Genomic DNA, 18,038 nt, shown 5'->3' with positions numbered 1-18,038 from the left:
GCTGGCCTACCACTGGGCGCGCCTGATTGAGCTGCTCTACGCTGCCGAGCGCTTCTTGGAGCTGGCCCAGGACGAAGAAATCCTCGACCCCAACATTCGCACGATACCTACGGAGACGCCCACCGAAGGAATTGGCGTGGTGGAGGCACCGCGCGGCACGCTCTATCACCACTACCAGACCGACGAGCGCGGCGTCATCACCAAAGCGAACCTCATCGTGGCGACCGTGAATAATGCCGCGGCCATTGCCATGTCCATCGAGAAGGCGGCGAAGGGGCTGATCAAGGGCGGCGAAGTATCCGGAGGCCTGTTGAACATGGTGGAGATGGCCTTCCGGGCTTATGACCCGTGCTTCGCCTGTGCCACACACTCCCTACCCGGCGAGACGCCGCTGGAAGTGACCATCCACGACCACAGGGGGCGAGTGCTGCGCACCCTCCGCAGATGAAAACGCTCGTCCTGGGGATGGGCAACACCCTCCTTGCAGACGACGGCGTCGGCATTTACATCGCACGGGAACTGGGCCGTCGTCTGCAAGGGCAGGAGGTGGACGTCAAAGAGACGCAGCTCGCAGGGTTCTACTTGGCGGAGCTGTTGGAGGGTTACGACCGAGCGATCATCGTCGACTCGGTGCGCACGGGTCGCAGCGCTCCGGGCACGCTGCAGTGGCTCACCGTTGACGACCTGGGAGAACCGGGCAGTTTCCTCTCCGCACACCACATCGGCCTGCGTGCGGCGCTCGACCTCGCGCGCCGCATGGGAATTGCGGTACCGCAACTTGTCGAAGTCCTGACGGTGGAGGTAGCTGACACCGAGACCTTTGTCGAGCAGTGTACCACCCCTGCCGTGCGCCAGGCGATTCCGCAGGCGGTTGAGCAACTCCTCAGCCGCCTTTCCTGAGCCCAGTGGGGTTGACAAACAGCTTTGCTGCATTCTCCGCTTCCTGGGTTTCCTCACCTTTCCACCCTTGCGCCAAAATGCCCTTGCGTTTGCCGCGCGAATTTTGTATAATTGTCGCCGGCAAGAACGCTTGCCACCGCGCGCATCCGCCCCTATAGCTCAGTACGGATAGAGCAGTGGTTTCCTAAACCATGTGTCGCAGGTTCAAGTCCTGCTAGGGGCACCGAGAAACGAACTGACACCATCAGCCTGGGAGCGAGCATGCTGAAACCGAAGAAGCGCCTGACACGACGAGAAATCAAGGAAGATAAGTTCGTCACCACCTACGCCAAGGTGACCAAGTACCTCGAGGAGAACAGCAAATTTGTCATTGGGGCTGCGGCAGCCATCGTGATCATCATCTTGGCTGCGGGACTGATTCGCGCCGGGAAACGCGCCGCAGAAGGAAAAGCTGCCGTGGAGCTGGCACGCGGGTTTAGCGCCTATCAGCGGATGGACCTAACCTCGGCCACCGATATCCTGCGCAGCGCCGTGGAGGACTATGGCGGGACGAAGAACGGTAGCCTCGCTTTCCTGCACCTGGGCAATGCGCTTTATGAGCAGGGCGAGTACGCAGAGGCCATGAGGTACTACGAAAAGGCTGCGCGCAAGGTGGGCAAGGTGCGCTTCTTGGCAGCCGCTGCCAACGCGGCCGTGGCCGAGTGCCTGGAGCAAGAGAAGAACTACGCACAGGCCGCCCGCCGCTACGAAGAAGTCGCCAAGCGCTATGGCGAAGAACTGCTCGCCCCAAAGCACCTTTTGGCAGCAGGGAGGTGCTACGCACTCGCCGGCCAGCGCGACGAGGCCGAGCGGGTGTTGCGCCTGCTGTTGGACAAGTACCCAGACGCCCAAGAAAAGACCCAGGCACAGCTTCTCCTGGGGGAGGTACGCGGATAGAAAGGAGAGGCGTGGATAAAAGTTCTTGCATCTTAAGCAAGATTTTCATATATTTTTGCCGCAAGTGGGTCGAAGCCAGACCCACTTTTTTGTTGACTGTGGCAAGACAATGACGAGCAAAGAAGACATTCGCGCGTTGGTCGAGCAGGCGCTGGCAGGGGAGGAGGTTGACCTCGTCGACGTCGAGCTGAAGGGACGGCCGGGACGGCAGGTCCTCCGCGTATTCGTCGATGTGGACGGCGGCATCACCCTTGCCCGGTGTGCGGAGCTGAGCCAGAAGATCTCCGACCTGTTGGACCGCAAGGACCCCATCCCGACGAGCTATACTTTGGAGGTCTCCTCTCCAGGGCTGGACCGGCCCTTGCGTTCGGAGCGCGATTTTCAGCGCAATCTTGAGCGGACGCTGAAGGTCGACTATCAGGAAGGGGAAAGGTCGCGCACTGTCGTCGGCGTGCTCAAACAGGTCAGTTCCGGGAACATTGTGCTCGACTGTAAGGGAGAGTTGCGCACTTTGGAGCTCAAAGACGTCCGTCTGGCTAAAGTGCAGCCCAGGTGGTGAGGCTAACTTTGCTTTGAAAGGGAATCAGCTGCAGAGGGTGTTTTTGGTATGAAGAGCGAAATCGTTGAAGCCTTTGCCGAAATGGCCAAGGAGCGCAACATCGACAAGGAGGTCCTCGCTGAGATCATCGAGTCGGTGTTCATGGGCATGATCAAGAAACGCTTTGGCACCACCGACAACTTCGACATCTTTGTCAATTTCGAAAAGGGCGAGATCGAGATATATCAGAACAAGAAGATCGTGGAGGAAGTCACCGACGAGACTTGCGAGATCGACCTGGAATCCGCCCGCAAGGTCGAGCCCGATTTGGAGATCGGCGACGACTTTGTGGAGATCGTGGACCCGCGCAGCTTTGGGCGGCGGCTCATCCTCTCGGCGCGCCAAAACCTGAGCCAGAGGCTTAAGGAGTTGGAGAAGGAGTCTACGTACCAGGAGTTTTCGCAACGGATCGGCGAAATCGTGAGCGGCGACATTCGTCAGGTGACGGCACGCGAAGGTGTCTACCTGGTGGTGGACCGCACCGAGGTGTTGATGCCCCCGTCCGAGCAGATCCCAACCGAGCATTACCGGCGCGGGGACACCATCAAGGTGCTCGTAAAGAAAGTGGAGCAGACGACTAAGGGTCCGCAGGTCATCGTTTCGCGGGCAGACGAGCGCTTCTTGATCCGACTGTTTGAGCTCGAGGTGCCCGAGATCAGCGATGGCATCATCGAAATCAAGGCCATCGCCCGGGAGCCTGGAGAGCGTACCAAGATTGCCGTCTATTCCAACGACAAGCGCATCGACGCGGTGGGTGCGTGTGTGGGCATGAAAGGAATTCGCATCCAGTCCATCGTCAAAGAGCTCAACAACGAGAAGATCGACATCATCAACTGGAGCAGTGAGCCGGAGATCTTTGTCAGCCGCGCGCTGAGCCCTGCCAAGCCGTCGCGCATCATTTTGGACGAGGACAACAAGACGGTGATCGCCATGCTGCCTGACGATCAGATTTCCCTGGCGATCGGGCGAGGAGGGCAGAACAGGCGTTTGGCATCGAGACTCACGGGCTATGACATCCAGCCGGTCAAGGAGTCGGAATACAAGGATTTGATCAAGTTGGAGCGGCTCAAGGACCGGCCGCTTACGACGGTGGCGGAGCTTCGTCCCTCGGTAGTGCGCAAGCTGCTGAGCGCGGGGCTGCAGAACGTGCGGGACGTGCTGGACTCTGACGTCCAGGGTCTGATGAACATTCGTGGCATCGGACAAAAGACTGCGGAGGAGATCGTCGCCGCGGTCACCAAAGAATTGAACGAGTAGGCGACACCCGGCTGTGGAAGAGGTGCTATACGCAAGGAGTGCGCAGGCGTTGAGTACCAAGAGGCGAGTATATCTGGTTGCCAAGGAATTCAACATTTCGAACGAGGCGCTGATCGAGTTTCTGCAGCACCTCAAGTTCGATGTGCGCAACCAGATGAGTGTGGTCACCGACGAGGCGTACGCGGAGGTCGTCAAGAAGTACGGCAAGACCGCCCACGTCTCGGATGCCGACCGCGAATTCCGCAAAATGCTCCGCGACAAGAGGTTGCAGGAGGAGCAAAAGTGGGCGGCGGCACGCCTGGAGCTCCAGGAGCGCATCAAGGCGGTCAGCCAGCTCGCCAAACGCAAGCCACGTCTGCGCAAACTGGTCGAGGAACCCCTGGCACCGGCACCAGTCGCAGAAGCCGCGCCTGTGGAAGCCGAAGAGGCCCGTCCTGTGCAGCCCGCATTGCAGGAACCCGCTGCCGAAGCCAAAGAGGTCGCACCCCCGAAGCCCGCACACCGCCGGGTGCGCATCGTTGAGCTCCCGGTGACCGGCGAACCGGCAAGGCGGCCAGCAGAGGTGGTGGAAGAGCCAAAAGTTGAGGAAGAGAAAGTTGAAGAGGCTGTAGCTGCACCACCGGTTGCCGAGGGGGCGGAGGCTGCTCCTCTGGTCGAAGAGGCGAAGCCGAAGAAAAAGAAGAAGCGCAAACGTCAGAAGCGCGTTGTCGAGGCGGAAGAGGAAGCCGTTGCCCTGCCGCCAGTCGAAGAGGCCAAGAAGGAAAAGCTCCGCAAGCGTCAGAAGCGGCGGAAGCCCCAGTTCACCGAGGAGGAGATCGAGAAGAGCATCCGCGACACGTTGGCGCGCATGGCCGACGTGGGGCGCAAACGACCACGCCGACGTGCCCAGGAGGAAGAGGAGCTCGAAGTCCTGCCCGAGCGCAAAGTCATTCGCGTGGCCGAGTACGCCTCAGCAGCAGAGCTGGCGGATCTGCTGGGGGTCGAGCCTGCCGAGGTGATTGGCAAGTGCTTGCGCCTGGGCGTTATGGCTTCCATGAATCAGCGGCTCGACATGGACACCATCGTCCTGGTTGCCTCTGAGTTTGGCTATGATGTGGAGCAAGTGGAGGAGTTTGGCGCCGATCTGCTGGAGGCAATGGAAGAGGAACAGGACGAAAAGGACCTCGTGCCGCGACCTCCGGTGGTCACCATCATGGGCCACGTGGACCACGGCAAGACTTCGTTGTTGGACCGGATCCGCCAGAGCAACATCGTCGCGGGCGAGGTTGGGGGCATCACCCAGCACATTGGCGCCTACGAGGTGATGGTGAACGGCAAGGCCATCACCTTCCTCGATACCCCCGGCCATGAAGCCTTTACGGCCATGCGTGCCCGTGGGGCACAGGTCACCGACATCGTCGTGCTCGTTGTGGCTGCCGACGATGCGGTCATGCCTCAGACGGTTGAGGCTATCAATCACGCCAAGGCTGCCGGGGTGCCGATTGTGGTGGCCATCAACAAGGTGGACAAGCCGGGGGCCAATCCGGACCTCATCAAGCAGCAGTTAGCTGACCACGGCGTACTTGTGGAGAGCTGGGGCGGCAAACACCAATGCGCCGAAATCTCGGCCAAGACCGGTCTTGGCGTAGATCGCCTGCTGGAGATGATCCTTATCGAGGCTGAGCTCCTCGAGCTGCGGGCCAATCCGAAGCGGCTGGCGCGTGGCGTCATCATCGAGGCGCGTTTGGACAAGGGCAAAGGGCCGGTTGCCACGGTGTTGGTGCAAGACGGAACGCTCCGCGTGGGCGACCCGTTCGTCGCAGGGCAGGTTGCTGGCCGCGTGCGCAGTATGTTCGACGATCGTGGCAAGAAGATCACCGAGGCAGGACCCTCTTGTCCTGCCCAGGTCCTCGGCTTTGCCGAAGTGCCGCAGGCGGGCGACAAGTTTGTGGTGGTCAGTTCCGAGCGCGAGTCCCGAGAGATTAGCCAGCGCAGGCAGCAGCTCCATCGCGAGCAAGAGGCGCGGCGCATGCGCCACAAGACCTTGGACCAGATTTCCAAGGAAATCCGCGACGGAAGGGTAAAACAGCTGCGCGTCATCGTCAAGGCAGACGTGGACGGGTCGGTGGAGGCCCTCACCGATGCCCTCATGAAGCTCAGCACTGGCGAGGTTGCCGTGGACGTGGTGCACAAGGGCGTCGGCGCGATTTCCGAATCGGACGTGCTTCTGGCTTCGGCCTCTGATGCAATTATCATCGGCTTCAACATTCGTCCTACGATCGAGGCGCGTGAGCTTGCGGCCAAAGAGGACATCGACATCCGCCTGTACAACATCATCTACGATGCCGTGGAGAATGTCAAGGCTGCTCTGGAGGGCATGCTCGAGCCCGTCTTTACCGAGAAGCTCAGCGGCACTGCCGAGGTGCGGCAGATCTTCCGGGTGCCCAAGGTAGGAGTGGTCGCAGGGTGCTATGTGCAGAGCGGCAAGATTTCGCGGAGTGACCGCGCCAAGGTCTATCGCGCCGATCGGCTCATTTACGAAGGAAAGATCGCCTCGCTCAAGCGCTTCAAAGACGACGTGCGTGAGGTCGCTGCCGGGTTTGAATGTGGCATTGCCATTGAAAACTTTAGCGACCTCCACGAGGGCGACATCATCGAGACGTACGAAGTTATCAAGACGGAGCGGAAGCTCTAGTCCACGGTGCCGAGGGCGAGCACAGTATGTTTGTCGGCCTTTCCCAGTTTGAGCTGTTCATCCCCGACAGTGGGTCGCTGAAATCAAAGCGCTTCGTGCTCAGCAGCCTGAAGGCGCGGCTGCGCAACCGCTTCAACGTGAGCGTAGCAGAAGTGGGCGACACGGAGAAGTGGCAACGAGTGACTCTCGGCGTGGTGACCATCGGCAATGAGCAGCGCTTCGTGGATGAAATGCTGGCCAAGATCTACAACTTTGTCGAAGGCGAAAGGCAAGTGCAAATCCTGGGCTACCGCTCAGAAATACTCTGAGGCAGCCAATGCATCCTTCGTACAAGAGATCGTTGCGCGTCGGTGAGCTTGTCAAGCGCGAGCTCAGTGCCATCATCCTCCGGCACGTGAAGGATCCCGGCGTCGGGGAGATGACCATTACCGAGGTCACCGTGAGCGATGACCTGCGTCTGGCAAAGGTTTATGTTGCCACGCTCAATGACCCCGTAGCCCGCGAGGCGACGATGCAGGCTCTGCAACGGGCGGCGGGCTTTCTGCGCAGTCAACTGGGCGCGCGCATTAAAGTGAGGTACACTCCCGAGCTGCGCTTTGTGTACGATGACACCCTTGACCGCGCCGACCGCATCGAAACCCTCCTGCGCCGAGCAGAGGGGACCGGCACTGAGGACTGAGCCCCTTGTGTCGGAGCAAGGGCTAATCCTGAACATCAACAAGCCCATTGGCTGGACCTCTTTCGATGTGGTGCAGCTGGTGAGGAAGACGCTCGGGGTGCGACGCGTAGGGCATAGCGGAACGCTCGACCCTTTCGCCGAGGGGGTGCTCCTGGTCTGCGTGGGCACGGCGACGAAAAAGGTACCGGAGCTCATGGCTCTGCCCAAGGTCTACACCGGCATAATGGAGCTCGGCGTGGAGACCGACACCTTGGATATCACCGGCAGGGTAGTGAGCCGTGCTCGTTCGCGAACCCGATTCAGTCGTGCACACCTGCTGGAGGCGATGGGACGACTGGTGGGGGAGATCAAGCAAACACCGCCCATGTATTCCGCCGTCAAGGTCGGCGGCAAGAGGCTCTATCAATTGGCACGGGCGCAGCAGGAGGTGGCGCGCGAACCTCGCACGGTGAAGGTGTTTCGCTTCGATCCTGTGCGGGTGAAGCACCCCTTTGTCGATTTTGTCGTGGAATGTGGCAAGGGGACTTATGTGCGAAGCCTCGTGGCAGAGCTTGGTAGGTATCTGGGCTGCGGGGCCACGTTGAAAACGCTGCAGCGGGTGGCGATCGGACCATTTCGCATAGAGCAGGCCATCGGCGTGGACGAGTTAGGGAACCTGCATTTTCGGCCATCAGGATAAATGGAGATAGTACGTAGCGTTCCGCCCTCAGGGTTTCTACAAAGCTCTGTTGTGACCGTCGGTACCTTCGATGGGGTGCACCTCGGCCATCGTGCCATCATCCAAAGGACACTGGCGCGCGCGGCACGCAAAGATCGACCAGCTGTGGTGGTCACTTTTGAGCCCCACCCGCAACTGGTGGTGCGCAGACCAGATCGCCCCGTGCTCCATCTCCTTTCCACGTTCGAGGAGAAGGCTGGCTTGTTGGAGGGGACCGGCGTGGAAATCCTGGTGGCGCTCCCCTTTACTGCAGCCATAGCGGAGTTGAGCCCTGCGGAATTCGTCCAGCGTGTGCTTTGTGAGAGCCTCGGAGCATCGGATGTGGTGGTGGGCTATGACCACACCTTTGGCAAAGGCCGCTCGGGCACGATTGACACGCTCCGCGCTCTGGGGAAGAAACTGCATTTCGAGGTCGAGGTAGTTCATAAAGTCGTGGTGGATGGGGCCGCAGTGAGCAGCACACGCATCCGCCAACTCCTCGCGCACGGGGACGTCGCGGCGGCAGCCCATTTGCTGGGACGGAACTACACGGTGCGGGGCACCGTGGTGAGCGGAAGGGGGCTGGGGCGGCAGTTGGGCTACCCCACTGCCAACATCCGCCCAGCAAAGGAGAAGCTGATTCCCCAATCGGGGATCTATGCGGTGCGGGTTGCGATCGGCGAGCGCACGAAACGGGGGATTCTCAATATCGGAGTTCGCCCCACTTTCGGTGGCGAGACCGAGGCGACAGTGCTCGAAGTGCACATCTACGATTATGAGGGAGAGCTCTATGGCAAGGAGATAGGCGTCGAGTTTCTGGGCCGCATACGCGGCGAACGCCGTTTCGATTCCCCCTATGATTTGGCGCGTCAGATTGAAGCAGATGTAGTGGCAAGTCAGGCATTTTTCGAGAACACGGAGAGGAGAGACTAATGCCCCTGACCAAAGAACAGAAGGCAGAACTCATCAGCAAGTACGGCAGCACGCCTGTAGACTCGGGGCGGACAGAGGCGCAGATTGCGCTCATGACCGCGCGCATCAAGGAGCTCACCGCGCACTTGGAGACGCATGTCAAGGACCACCATTCCAGGCGCGGCCTGATGATGCTGGTCGGCAAGAGGCGGCGACTCCTCGAGTACCTGCGGCGCAAGGACGTCGAGCGCTATCGTCGCTTGATCGACGAGCTCGGAATTCGCAGGTAGGCAATTCTGCCTCCTACGCGCTGCGAATTGAGGGAAAGAAGGTACCTCAAGCGCAGCGGCGGCATGGAGGGACGCGGCCTCCCCGAGGGAGTAGTTTACGGAGGAAGAATGGTTGTACGTAAGGAGATGGAGCTTGGGCATTCCAAGCTCATCATAGAAACTGGCAAGTTAGCAAAGCAGGCTGACGGCGCAGCGTGGGTGCAGTTTGGCGACAGCGTCATTCTGGCCACAGTTGTGGCGGGCGACCGACCCTTGCCGCCCCAGGGCTTTTTCCCGCTGTCGGTAGACTATCGCGAGAAGGCCTACGCAGCAGGAAAAATCCCCGGCGGCTTTTTCAAGCGGGAGGGACGCCCGAGTGAGACCGAGGTGCTCAATGCGCGCCTGATCGACCGGCCTCTCCGGCCACTTTTCCCGGAGGATTTCCCTTACGAAGTGCAGGTCATCGTTTGGGTCCTGTCGGCTGACAGGGAGAACGATGCCGACATCCTGGGCGTCATCGGAGCTTCTGCGGCGCTAACGATTTCGGACATTCCGTTCAATGGTCCAGTGGGCGCTGTGCGGGTGGGAAGGCTCCGCGGGCAATTCGTCGTTAACCCGACGTTTGCCCAACTGGAAGAGAGCGACCTCGACCTCGTGGTGGCTGGCACGGAAGAGTCGGTCATTATGGTCGAGGGCGAAGCACGTGAGATTCCGGAGGACGACCTGCTGGCTGCGCTCGACTTTGGGCATGCTCACATCAAGGCAATCGTCGAGCTCCAACGGCAGTTGGCCGCCGAGTGCGCCAAGCCGAAGCGGGAGTATGAGCGCTGCGAGCCCGAGCAGACGCTCGTGGAGCGGGTACAGACCTTGCTGGGGAACAGGCTGGAAGAGGCGCTCCGGCAGACCGACCGCACAAAGCGCAGCGAAGCCCTGGAGGCAATCAAGAATGAAATCGTCGAGGCCCTGGCAGAGGAATTCCCCGAAAGCGAGCCGGTCATCAACAAGCTCATCGAAGAGCGCGTCAAAGCGATTGTGCGGGCGATGATCCTTAAGGAGGATCGCCGTCTGGACGGTCGTCGACCCGAGGCCATCCGCGAGGTGACCTGTGAGGTCGGCGTGTTGCCCCGTGCCCATGGCTCGGCGCTTTTCACGCGCGGACAGACGCAAGCCTTGGCCGCAACCACGCTCGGCACCAAGATGGACGAACAGAAGATCGACGACCTGGAAGGCGAATTCTGGAAGAGCTACATGCTGCACTACAACTTCCCGCCTTTTTCGGTCGGAGAGGTGCGCCCAGTGCGTGGACCAAGTCGGCGTGAAATCGGCCACGGCAACCTGGCCGAAAGGGCGTTGAAGCCGATGATCCCCAGCGACGAGGTCTTCCCGTACACCGTCCGCATTGTCTCCGACATCCTGGAGTCGAACGGCTCTTCCTCGATGGCCACCGTGTGTGCCGGTTCGCTCTCGCTCATGGACGCTGGCGTGCCAGTGAAGGGCGCCGTGGCGGGCATCGCCATGGGCCTGGTGAAAGGTGACGAGCGCACCGTCATCCTCACCGACATCCTCGGGGAAGAAGACCACCTCGGCGATATGGACTTTAAGGTGGCGGGCAGCCGTACCGGCGTCACGGCCTTCCAGCTGGATATCAAGACTTCCGGACTCTCCCGCCAGGTCCTGCAGGAAGCGCTCCATCAGGCACGCGCTGCCAGGTTGCGCATCCTGGACATTATGGACAGTGTCTTGGACCGGCCGCGGCCGGAGCTCTCGCGCTACGCACCGCGCATCGTTTCCTTCAAGATACCGGTGGATGCCATCGGCACAGTCATCGGCCCAGGAGGCAAGACCATCAGGGAGATTATCCAGACCACTGGCGCGACAATTGACATTGAGGACGACGGTACCGTCCTCATCGCCTCTGTTGACCCGGACGCGTGCAACGAGGCTCGCCGCATGGTAGAAGCCCTCACCGCAGAGCCAGAAGTGGGCAGGACCTACGTGGGCGTGGTCAAGAAGATCACCAACTTTGGCGCGTTTGTCGAAATTCTTCCCGGTAAGGAGGGCCTGCTCCACATCTCGCAAATCTCCAACCGTCGCGTGGAAAGGGTGGAGGATGTTCTGAAAGTGGGGGAGAAGGTTGAGGTGAAGCTGCTGCGCATCGAAAGCGACGGCAAGCTCGACCTCAGCCGCAAGGCGCTTCTGAAGGATTAACGTGTCCCGCTAACGGACCAAGAAGGAGACAAAGTCAGCAGTTTGAAAGAGACCTACGCACGTTCGGTCCTCACCAATGGGCTGCGGGTGGTGAGCGAGTACATGCCAGCCGTCCGCTCCGTGGCTTTGGGAGTGTGGGTGGAGACCGGTTCCCGAGATGAGACGCCCGCATTGAAGGGCGTCTCTCACTTTCTGGAGCACATGCTCTTCAAGGGCACCACGAGGAGGACCGCCCGCCAGATCGCCGAGGCCCTGGAGGATGTTGGTGGAAGCCTTAATGCCTACACCTCCAAGGAATTTTGCTGCTACACCGCCCATGTGCTGGACGAGCACCTGCCACTGGCGGTGGATGTGCTGGCTGACATTCTGCAGAACTCGCTGTTGGCAGAGAGTGACATTGAGAAGGAAAAAGAGGTCATCCTCCGCGAGATGGACCACTCGCGGGAGACACCCGAGGACGTGATCTTCGACTATCTCTACGAGGACGTCTTCCCTGGCCATCCTCTTGGCCACCCGGTGTACGGCGAAGAGGCGACCGTCAAGGGATTCACGCGGGCGGAGCTGGCTGACTACCTGCGTTCTCACTACACCAAGGGGCGGATGGTTGTCGCTGCAGCCGGGAGCATCAGTCACGAACTGCTCGTCGGGTTGGTGGAACGCGGATTCTCAGACTTGCCGGAGAACAACCGCCCCCTGCGGCAACCGCCTGTGCAACCGCCGTGCGGGCACGCACGGCACCAGCAATGCGCGCAGGCACACGTCTGCATTGGCGGCCGCGCCTACCCCTACGCCGACCCACGCAAGTTCGCGCTCCTGGTGCTGGATACCATTCTGGGTGCAGGTATGAGCTCGCGGCTCTTCCAGCGCGTGCGAGAGGAGCACGGCGCGGCCTACGCCGTCTACTCTTTCGTCGACTTTTTCAGCGACACCGGCTTGCTGGGGGTCTATTTTGCCACCGAGCCAAATAGACTGGCGCTGTGCACGGACCTTGTCCTGGCTGAGCTGAAGGCGCTTTGCCAGAACGGTATCCCCGGGGAAGAACTTCTCCGCGCCAAGTCCCAACTCAAGGGCAACCTGGTGCTTGCCCTGGAGAATACCTCGAGTCGCATGAGCAGGTTGGCAAAACTGGAGATCTACCTGCAGTCCTTCTGCTCGTTGGAAGAGACCATCGCCCAGATCGAGGCCGTCACGCTGAGGGATGTCCAACAAGTGGCAGCAGAGCTGCTTGCGGAAGACAGACTGATCGTGACCCGCCTCGAACCCAAGCGGCGCACCCGGGGACCCTCGCGAATAAGGCCTCAGCTCCCCGCACAACCGGCGGAGTGAGAGTGACCACCCTGGCCTACCATCTGGTTGATGACAAGTTTTATGCCGGGGTCACGCGGGTGACGCCGCGTGCTTTCGCCCGGCAGATGAAGTACCTGGCCAACCACGGGTTCACTTCGTGCCTTCCCGGCGAAGAGATTGATACATCTTCCACGTTAAAGCGCGTGTGCATAACGTTCGACGACGGGTACGAGTGCGTTTACAGCAATGCGTTTCCGGTGCTGCAACGGTACGGCTTTCGCGCGTGCGTGTTTGTCATCGCCGGATACGTGGGCAAGAGTAACGCCTGGGACGTGCGCTTTAGTGGGCCAGTGCAGCATCTGAGTTGGCAGCAGCTTTCGACGCTGGCAACGGCCGGATGGGAAATCGGCTCCCACTCGTTCTCGCATGTGCCATTAACCTTGGTCAGCCCCGCTCGCCTGCGCACAGAGCTCAGGGACTCGAAGGCGTTGCTGGAGGATCGGATAGGCCGACCCGTGCACTTTTTCTCATACCCCTTCGGTGTCTTCTCTGCCCGAGTGGTTGCAGCGGTGCAAGAGGCAGGCTACGAGGCGGCCTATGGCATGTATGTATCGAGAGAGTTGAAGAGGCCAAGGTTGTGGCCCTTCAATCGGGAGCGAAGAGCCATCTATCTGTTTGATAGTCTCCGGTGCTTCGCGAGAAAAGCGGAGGGGAGGAGCGAAGCCTTGCCCTTTTTCGCGGAGAGACTCGTGAGTTTTGCCTCGCGAGGGAGCATTTTGGTGATGTCCTCAAAAATCACTTGACTATTTCCCCACAATTTGCTATAGTTACAGCGTCACCAGGTAGCGGACTCCGAGGCGTGGGGATGGTCGACGTACCGATAAGAAAGCTGTACTACTCCATAGCCGAGGTGAGCAAGCTCACCGACGTGAAGCCGCATGTGCTCCGCTACTGGGAAAGCGAGTTCCCGGAGCTCCGACCGGCAAAGAATCGTGCCGGGAATCGGGTCTATCGGCTGAGCGACATTCGCCTGATCTTCAGAATAAAGCGTCTTCTCTACATTGACAAGTACACGATTGCGGGAGCACGCGAGAGGCTGGCACGCGAGCGCCTCGAGGAGAAAGCCAATCCGCGCCGGGAGCGACAACTGTCGCTTTCTCTCGAGGAGATGAAAAGGGAGGACCTGCTGGCAGAGATCACCAGCGAGTTGCGAGCGATCCTTGCTGCTCTGGAAAAGTTGGATTCAAAGTCGGGGCGTGGCGCAGTCCGGTAGCGCACTTGACTGGGGGTCAAGGGGTCGCTGGTTCAAATCCAGTCGCCCCGACAACGCTCGTGGCCCGCACCTGCACCTGTGGCAGGCGCGGGCCTTTTCTCAATTGCGTACTGGTGCTGGACTGCCATGCGGGGTGAGCGGCGAAGAAGAGGGACCCAGTGCATTGCCGTCAAGCCAAGCTAAGATTTGGGTTGCATTTTGTTCGCGAATAGAGTAAATTTGCGTAACGAGCACAGGCGTCGCATGCGTCTGTTTGCGAGCCGTAAGCTTCCCAAGCTCCGTCGGTAGGGCTGGCAGCGTTTCCGCAGGCGAGCAGTGAAGAGCGGCGCGGCACATTTCGGGGGAGCGGGGCAGGATGAGACTCGCATTGCAGCAGTCATACCGGCGCTGGATGCTGCGGGAACCCTGCCAGATGTCGTTGATGGGTTGCGTACAGCCCTTGGCGATATCCCCATATGGGTGGTGGACGACGGGTCGGCCGACGGGACCTCACGGGTTGCGAGGGAGCTTGGATGCTTCCTCATTCGGCATCCTCAAAATCGCGGCAAAGGCGCGGCACTGCGTTCCGGCTTTTTCGCGGTGGAAGCAAGGGCGGATCTTGTCCTCACGATCGACGCCGACGGGCAGCACGAGCCGAAAGAGACGCCACGCTTCTTGCAGCGGCTCCGTGAGTGCGACCTACACATTGTCGTCGGCGACCGGATGTCGCGCAGGGGGGCGATGCCGCTCGATCGCTATTTGAGCAACTGCTTGAGCTCGGCAATCGTGTCCTATGTGGCGGGAGTTGCGATTCCGGACAGCCAGTGCGGGTTCCGCCTGTTTAGAACTGAGGTCTTGAAGGGGATCAGCCTGAGGACGACTCATTTCGAGACGGAAAGCGAGTTTCTGGTGAGGGCGGCGTGGGCAGGCTTCAGAATCGGAACGGTGCCCATTGCTTCTTCCTATAGCAGTCAGGGAAGCCACATCTCGCGGTGGAGTGACACCATACGCTTCCTGAAGTTGATGATAGCCTTACAAAGAGAACGGTCCGGACTGGGTCAAACAAAGTGCAAAATGCAGGGAAAATAGCGTTGGGGGTGTTGGGCGCGAAGGAAGAAGCCAAGCGCAAGGCTGCAAATCCCATTCGCAGACTTTATGATTGGGTGCTGAAGTGGGCTGAGACGCCTTACGGCTGGTTGGCACTGGTGCTCCTTGCATTTGCCGAGTCTTCATTCTTTCCAGTCCCACCCGATGTCTTGTTGATCGCGCTGGCCTTGGCCGTGCCGAAGCGCGCCTTCCACTATGCAGGCTCTGCCACAGCCGCCTCAGTCATCGGCGGGCTTGGCGGATATGGAATTGGCGTCGCGCTGATGGAAGCAATAGGGTGGAGGATAGTACACTTCTATCATGCAGAGGAGCTTTTCCGGCGGCTTTTTGACACCTTTAATCAGTACAGCTTCTGGGCCGTCTTGTCGGCTGCTCTCACGCCTATCCCTTACAAGATTTTCACGATATCGGCAGGGGCCGCCGGGTCGCCCCTTTCGAGTTTCGTGATAGCGTCGATTCTCGGGCGGGGGATGCGTTTCTTCGCGGTGGCTCTTTTGCTCTACGTGTGGGGAGAGAAGGTCAGAAGACTGATTGACCGCTACTTCAATGCCGCGACGGTGGTCTTCTTGGTACTGCTGATCGGCGGCTTCTTGTTTCTGAAGTATGTTGTTTAGCCAGAACGGGGCGTAGCGCAGCTCGGATAGCGCGCCTGCTTCGGGAGCAGGAGGTCGGCGGTTCAAATCCGCCCGCCCCGACCACGGTTCAATCCACGGCGAAGGAGACCGGAGGATTGAACTTTTTCTTTAAGGTGTACATATTGACACCAGGAGGTTGAAGTGAGCAGGAAAGGTGGCTATCCATTCGCTGAGATCGAGGAGAAATGGCAGCGGAAGTGGCAGGAAACCGGCCTGTACCGCACCGATATGTCCAAGACAGAGAAGAAGCTCTACTGCCTGGTGATGTTTCTGTATCCGTCTGCCGACAAGCTCCATATCGGTCACTGGTACAACTACGCGCCCACGGATAGCTGGGCACGCTTCAAGCGAATGCAGGGCTACAACGTTTTCGAGCCCATGGGGTACGACGCGTTTGGGTTGCCGGCCGAGAACTATGCCATCAAGAAGGGCATTCATCCCGCCATTAGCACCGCGGAAAACATTCGCTACATTCGCAAACAACTTGAGCGCTTCGGCGCCATGTACGACTGGGAAAAGGAAATCGATACCAGTTCGCCGCGGTACTACAAGTGGACGCAATGGTTTTTCCTCAAACTCTATGAACATGGGCTTGCCTATCGGGCAAAGGCGCCAGTGAACTGGTGCCCACAATGCAAGACGGTACTGGCCAACGAGCAGGTGATCGAGGGGCGCTGCGAACGCTGCTCGACTGAGGTCACCCGCCGCGACCTGGAGCAATGGTTTTTCCGCATCACCAAATACGCTGAGCGCCTTCTGGAAGGTCACAAGAAGCTGCAGTGGCCGGAGAAGACAATCACCATGCAGCGCAACTGGATCGGGCGGAGCGAAGGTGCTCAGATTCGGTTCCCGGTGAAGGGCCACCAGGCCACCGTGGAGGTGTTCACCACGCGGCCGGACACACTCTTCGGGGCGACCTACATGGTTCTTGCGCCGGAACATCCCCTGGTGGAAAAGATCACTACGGAGTCGCAGCAGGCTCAGGTGCGAGAGTACGTCGAGTGGTGCCGCAAGAAGAGCGAGATAGAGAGAACCAGCACTGAAAAAGAGAAGACGGGCGTGTTCACGGGCGCCTTCGCAGTCAACCCCATTAATGACCGCGAGATCCCGATCTGGATTGCCGACTATGTGCTGCTTTCGTACGGGACAGGCGCAGTGATGGCGGTGCCTGCCCATGACCAGCGGGACTATGAATTCGCCGTGAAGTATGGTCTGCCTATTGTGCAGGTGGTCGCACCACCAGCGGGGGAGGCCTTGCCTCCAGACCGTGCGTACGAAGGGCCCGGCGTGCTCGTCAACTCTGGTGGATTCTCGGGTATGGAGTGGAAAGCTGGCGGCAAAGCAATCGTGGAGGCTTTGCAAGGACAGGGGATGGCGGAGTTCAGGGTTACCTACAAGCTTCGAGACTGGCTGATTTCCCGCCAGCGATACTGGGGCGCGCCGATCCCTATTGTCTACTGCGAGAAGTGCGGTATAGTACCTGTTCCGGAGAAGGATTTGCCCGTGCTTCTCCCACAGAACGTGAAATTTACCGGTCAGGGTGAGTCCCCTCTGGCCACTGTGCCGGAGTTCGTCAACACGAAGTGCCCGCGCTGCGGTGGACCGGCGCGCCGCGAAGTGGACACGATGGACACCTTCGTCTGCTCTTCCTGGTATTTCCTGAGGTTTCCGAGTCCCCACTGCGACGACCGACCGTTTGACCCGGAGGTCGTTGACAAGTGGCTGCCGGTGGATCAGTACGTGGGGGGTGCCGAGCATGCGGTGATGCATTTGCTGTATGCGCGCTTTTTCACCATGGCCCTCCACGATATGGGGCTCGTGAAGTTCGATGAACCGTTCCTGCGCTTGGTGCATCAGGGTATCATCACCAACCGGGGCGCCAAGATGTCAAAATCGCACGGCAACGTGATCAACCCGGAGCCATACCTTGACCGCTACGGGTCGGATACCTTCCGCATGTTCATGATGTTCATGGGCGACTACACCGAGGGCGGCGATTGGAGCGACGAGGGCATTGCCGGCGTGTATCGGTTCCTCAACCGAGTGTGGCGTCTTGTGCAAATGTTCCGCGAGCAGCCGCCGCGTGGCAACGAGAGCGAGCGAAGCAGCGAGCTGCTTCACCTCCAGCACCGGACGGTGAAGGCCGTTACCCAGGACCTTGAGCGTTTCCATTTCAATACGGCAATCAGCAGGCTCATGGAGTTTGTGTCGGGCATCTATTCATACCGGGAAGAGGTGCCCGTGGAGCAGCAGAATGAGCGAGTGCTGCGCGAAGCCATGCGAACCCTTATCCAGTGCCTGGCCCCATTCGCGCCGCACCTCGGCGAGGAGCTGTGGGAGCAAATCGGCGGGCCCTACAGTGTGTTCGACTCCGGCTGGCCGGCCTACGATGAGAAGCTCGCCACGCGGGACCTCGTCACGGTGGTCTTTCAGGTCAACGGCAAACTTCGGTCCTCGGCGTCGGTGCAGCGAGGTTCGTCCGAGGAGACGTTGAAGAATCTGGCGCTCAGCGATGAACGCGTGCGCAAGTTTGTCGGTGAGCGAAGCATCCGTCGAGTAGTCGTCGTGCCGGATAAGTTAGTGAATGTGGTGGTGGGTTGACAGACGCGAAAAAGGGAGGGGAGGCG

Annotated in this window: 18 protein-coding genes and 3 tRNA genes; all 21 read left to right on the top strand. The window is 59.9% G+C overall.

Annotation, left to right across the window (positions count from 1 at the left end):
* Nucleotides 1–448: nickel-dependent hydrogenase large subunit (locus tag H5U38_14205; protein ID MBC7188172.1), on the top strand; the 448-nt coding region annotated here is incomplete at its 5' end.
* Nucleotides 445–900 (top strand): hydrogenase maturation protease, encoded by a 456-nt coding sequence (locus H5U38_14200; GenBank protein MBC7188171.1) that lies wholly within the window; start codon nt 445–447, stop codon nt 898–900. The genes H5U38_14205 and H5U38_14200, both read left to right, overlap by 4 nt.
* 148 nt (nt 901–1,048) lie before the next feature.
* A tRNA-Arg gene (locus H5U38_14195) sits at nt 1,049–1,123 on the top strand.
* 38 nt (nt 1,124–1,161) lie between these two features.
* Nucleotides 1,162–1,836, top strand: a complete 675-nt coding sequence (locus tag H5U38_14190; GenBank protein ID MBC7188170.1) for a tetratricopeptide repeat protein — start codon at nt 1,162–1,164, stop codon at nt 1,834–1,836.
* A gap of 109 nt (nt 1,837–1,945) precedes the next feature.
* The gene (locus H5U38_14185; protein ID MBC7188169.1) at nt 1,946–2,395 is read left to right on the top strand and encodes a ribosome maturation factor RimP; all 450 of its coding nucleotides are present in this window, start codon (nt 1,946–1,948) and stop codon (nt 2,393–2,395) included.
* 48 nt (nt 2,396–2,443) lie between these two features.
* The gene (gene nusA / locus H5U38_14180; GenBank protein ID MBC7188168.1) at nt 2,444–3,691 is read left to right on the top strand and encodes a transcription termination factor NusA; all 1,248 of its coding nucleotides are present in this window, start codon (nt 2,444–2,446) and stop codon (nt 3,689–3,691) included.
* Nucleotides 3,692–3,704: 13 nt separating this feature from the next.
* Complete coding sequence (gene infB / locus H5U38_14175; protein ID MBC7188167.1) at nt 3,705–6,365, top strand: translation initiation factor IF-2; 2,661 nt, start codon at nt 3,705–3,707, stop codon at nt 6,363–6,365.
* Between the two features lie 26 nt (nt 6,366–6,391).
* Entirely contained in the window at nt 6,392–6,673 is a 282-nt protein-coding gene (locus tag H5U38_14170) for a DUF503 domain-containing protein (protein ID MBC7188166.1), read from the top strand.
* Between the two features lie 8 nt (nt 6,674–6,681).
* Nucleotides 6,682–7,044, top strand: coding sequence for a 30S ribosome-binding factor RbfA (gene rbfA, locus H5U38_14165; GenBank protein MBC7188165.1), 363 nt, complete (start codon nt 6,682–6,684; stop codon nt 7,042–7,044).
* A 7-nt stretch (nt 7,045–7,051) separates the two neighbouring features.
* The gene (gene truB, locus H5U38_14160; GenBank protein ID MBC7188164.1) at nt 7,052–7,723 is read left to right on the top strand and encodes a tRNA pseudouridine(55) synthase TruB; all 672 of its coding nucleotides are present in this window, start codon (nt 7,052–7,054) and stop codon (nt 7,721–7,723) included.
* Nucleotides 7,724–8,674: a bifunctional riboflavin kinase/FAD synthetase gene (locus tag H5U38_14155; GenBank protein MBC7188163.1), complete on the top strand. Its 951-nt coding sequence runs from the start codon at nt 7,724–7,726 to the stop codon at nt 8,672–8,674.
* A complete protein-coding gene (gene rpsO / locus H5U38_14150; protein MBC7188162.1) occupies nt 8,674–8,943 on the top strand; it encodes a 30S ribosomal protein S15 in 270 nt (89 codons plus the stop codon). Before H5U38_14155 ends, rpsO begins: the two co-directional genes overlap by 1 nt.
* 108 nt (nt 8,944–9,051) lie before the next feature.
* Entirely contained in the window at nt 9,052–11,130 is a 2,079-nt protein-coding gene (locus tag H5U38_14145) for a polyribonucleotide nucleotidyltransferase (protein MBC7188161.1), read from the top strand.
* A 42-nt stretch (nt 11,131–11,172) separates the two neighbouring features.
* Nucleotides 11,173–12,456, top strand: a complete 1,284-nt coding sequence (locus tag H5U38_14140; GenBank protein MBC7188160.1) for an insulinase family protein — start codon at nt 11,173–11,175, stop codon at nt 12,454–12,456.
* A 2-nt stretch (nt 12,457–12,458) separates the two neighbouring features.
* Nucleotides 12,459–13,220 carry a polysaccharide deacetylase family protein gene (locus tag H5U38_14135; protein ID MBC7188159.1) on the top strand — a complete coding sequence of 254 codons (762 nt, stop codon included), beginning with the start codon at nt 12,459–12,461 and terminating at the stop codon, nt 13,218–13,220.
* Between the two features lie 62 nt (nt 13,221–13,282).
* Nucleotides 13,283–13,690, top strand: coding sequence for a MerR family transcriptional regulator (locus H5U38_14130; protein MBC7188158.1), 408 nt, complete (start codon nt 13,283–13,285; stop codon nt 13,688–13,690).
* Nucleotides 13,668–13,741: transfer RNA gene (locus tag H5U38_14125), tRNA-Pro, on the top strand. The genes H5U38_14130 and H5U38_14125 overlap by 23 nt, the downstream gene beginning before the upstream one ends.
* Before the next feature lie 264 nt (nt 13,742–14,005).
* Complete coding sequence (locus H5U38_14120; GenBank protein ID MBC7188157.1) at nt 14,006–14,758, top strand: glycosyltransferase family 2 protein; 753 nt, start codon at nt 14,006–14,008, stop codon at nt 14,756–14,758.
* 11 nt (nt 14,759–14,769) lie between these two features.
* Entirely contained in the window at nt 14,770–15,390 is a 621-nt protein-coding gene (locus H5U38_14115) for a DedA family protein (protein MBC7188156.1), read from the top strand.
* A gap of 6 nt (nt 15,391–15,396) precedes the next feature.
* A tRNA-Pro gene (locus H5U38_14110) sits at nt 15,397–15,474 on the top strand.
* Nucleotides 15,475–15,552: 78 nt separating this feature from the next.
* Nucleotides 15,553–18,012 (top strand): leucine--tRNA ligase, encoded by a 2,460-nt coding sequence (locus H5U38_14105; protein ID MBC7188155.1) that lies wholly within the window; start codon nt 15,553–15,555, stop codon nt 18,010–18,012.
* The last annotated feature ends 26 nt before the right edge of the window (nt 18,013–18,038 follow it).

The sequence above is a fragment of the Calditrichota bacterium genome (assembly GCA_014359355.1).
Classification (GTDB): Bacteria; Zhuqueibacterota; Zhuqueibacteria; order JANLFK01; family Oleimicrobiaceae; genus Oleimicrobium.
This window is presented reverse-complemented; position numbering and strand designations above follow the sequence as displayed.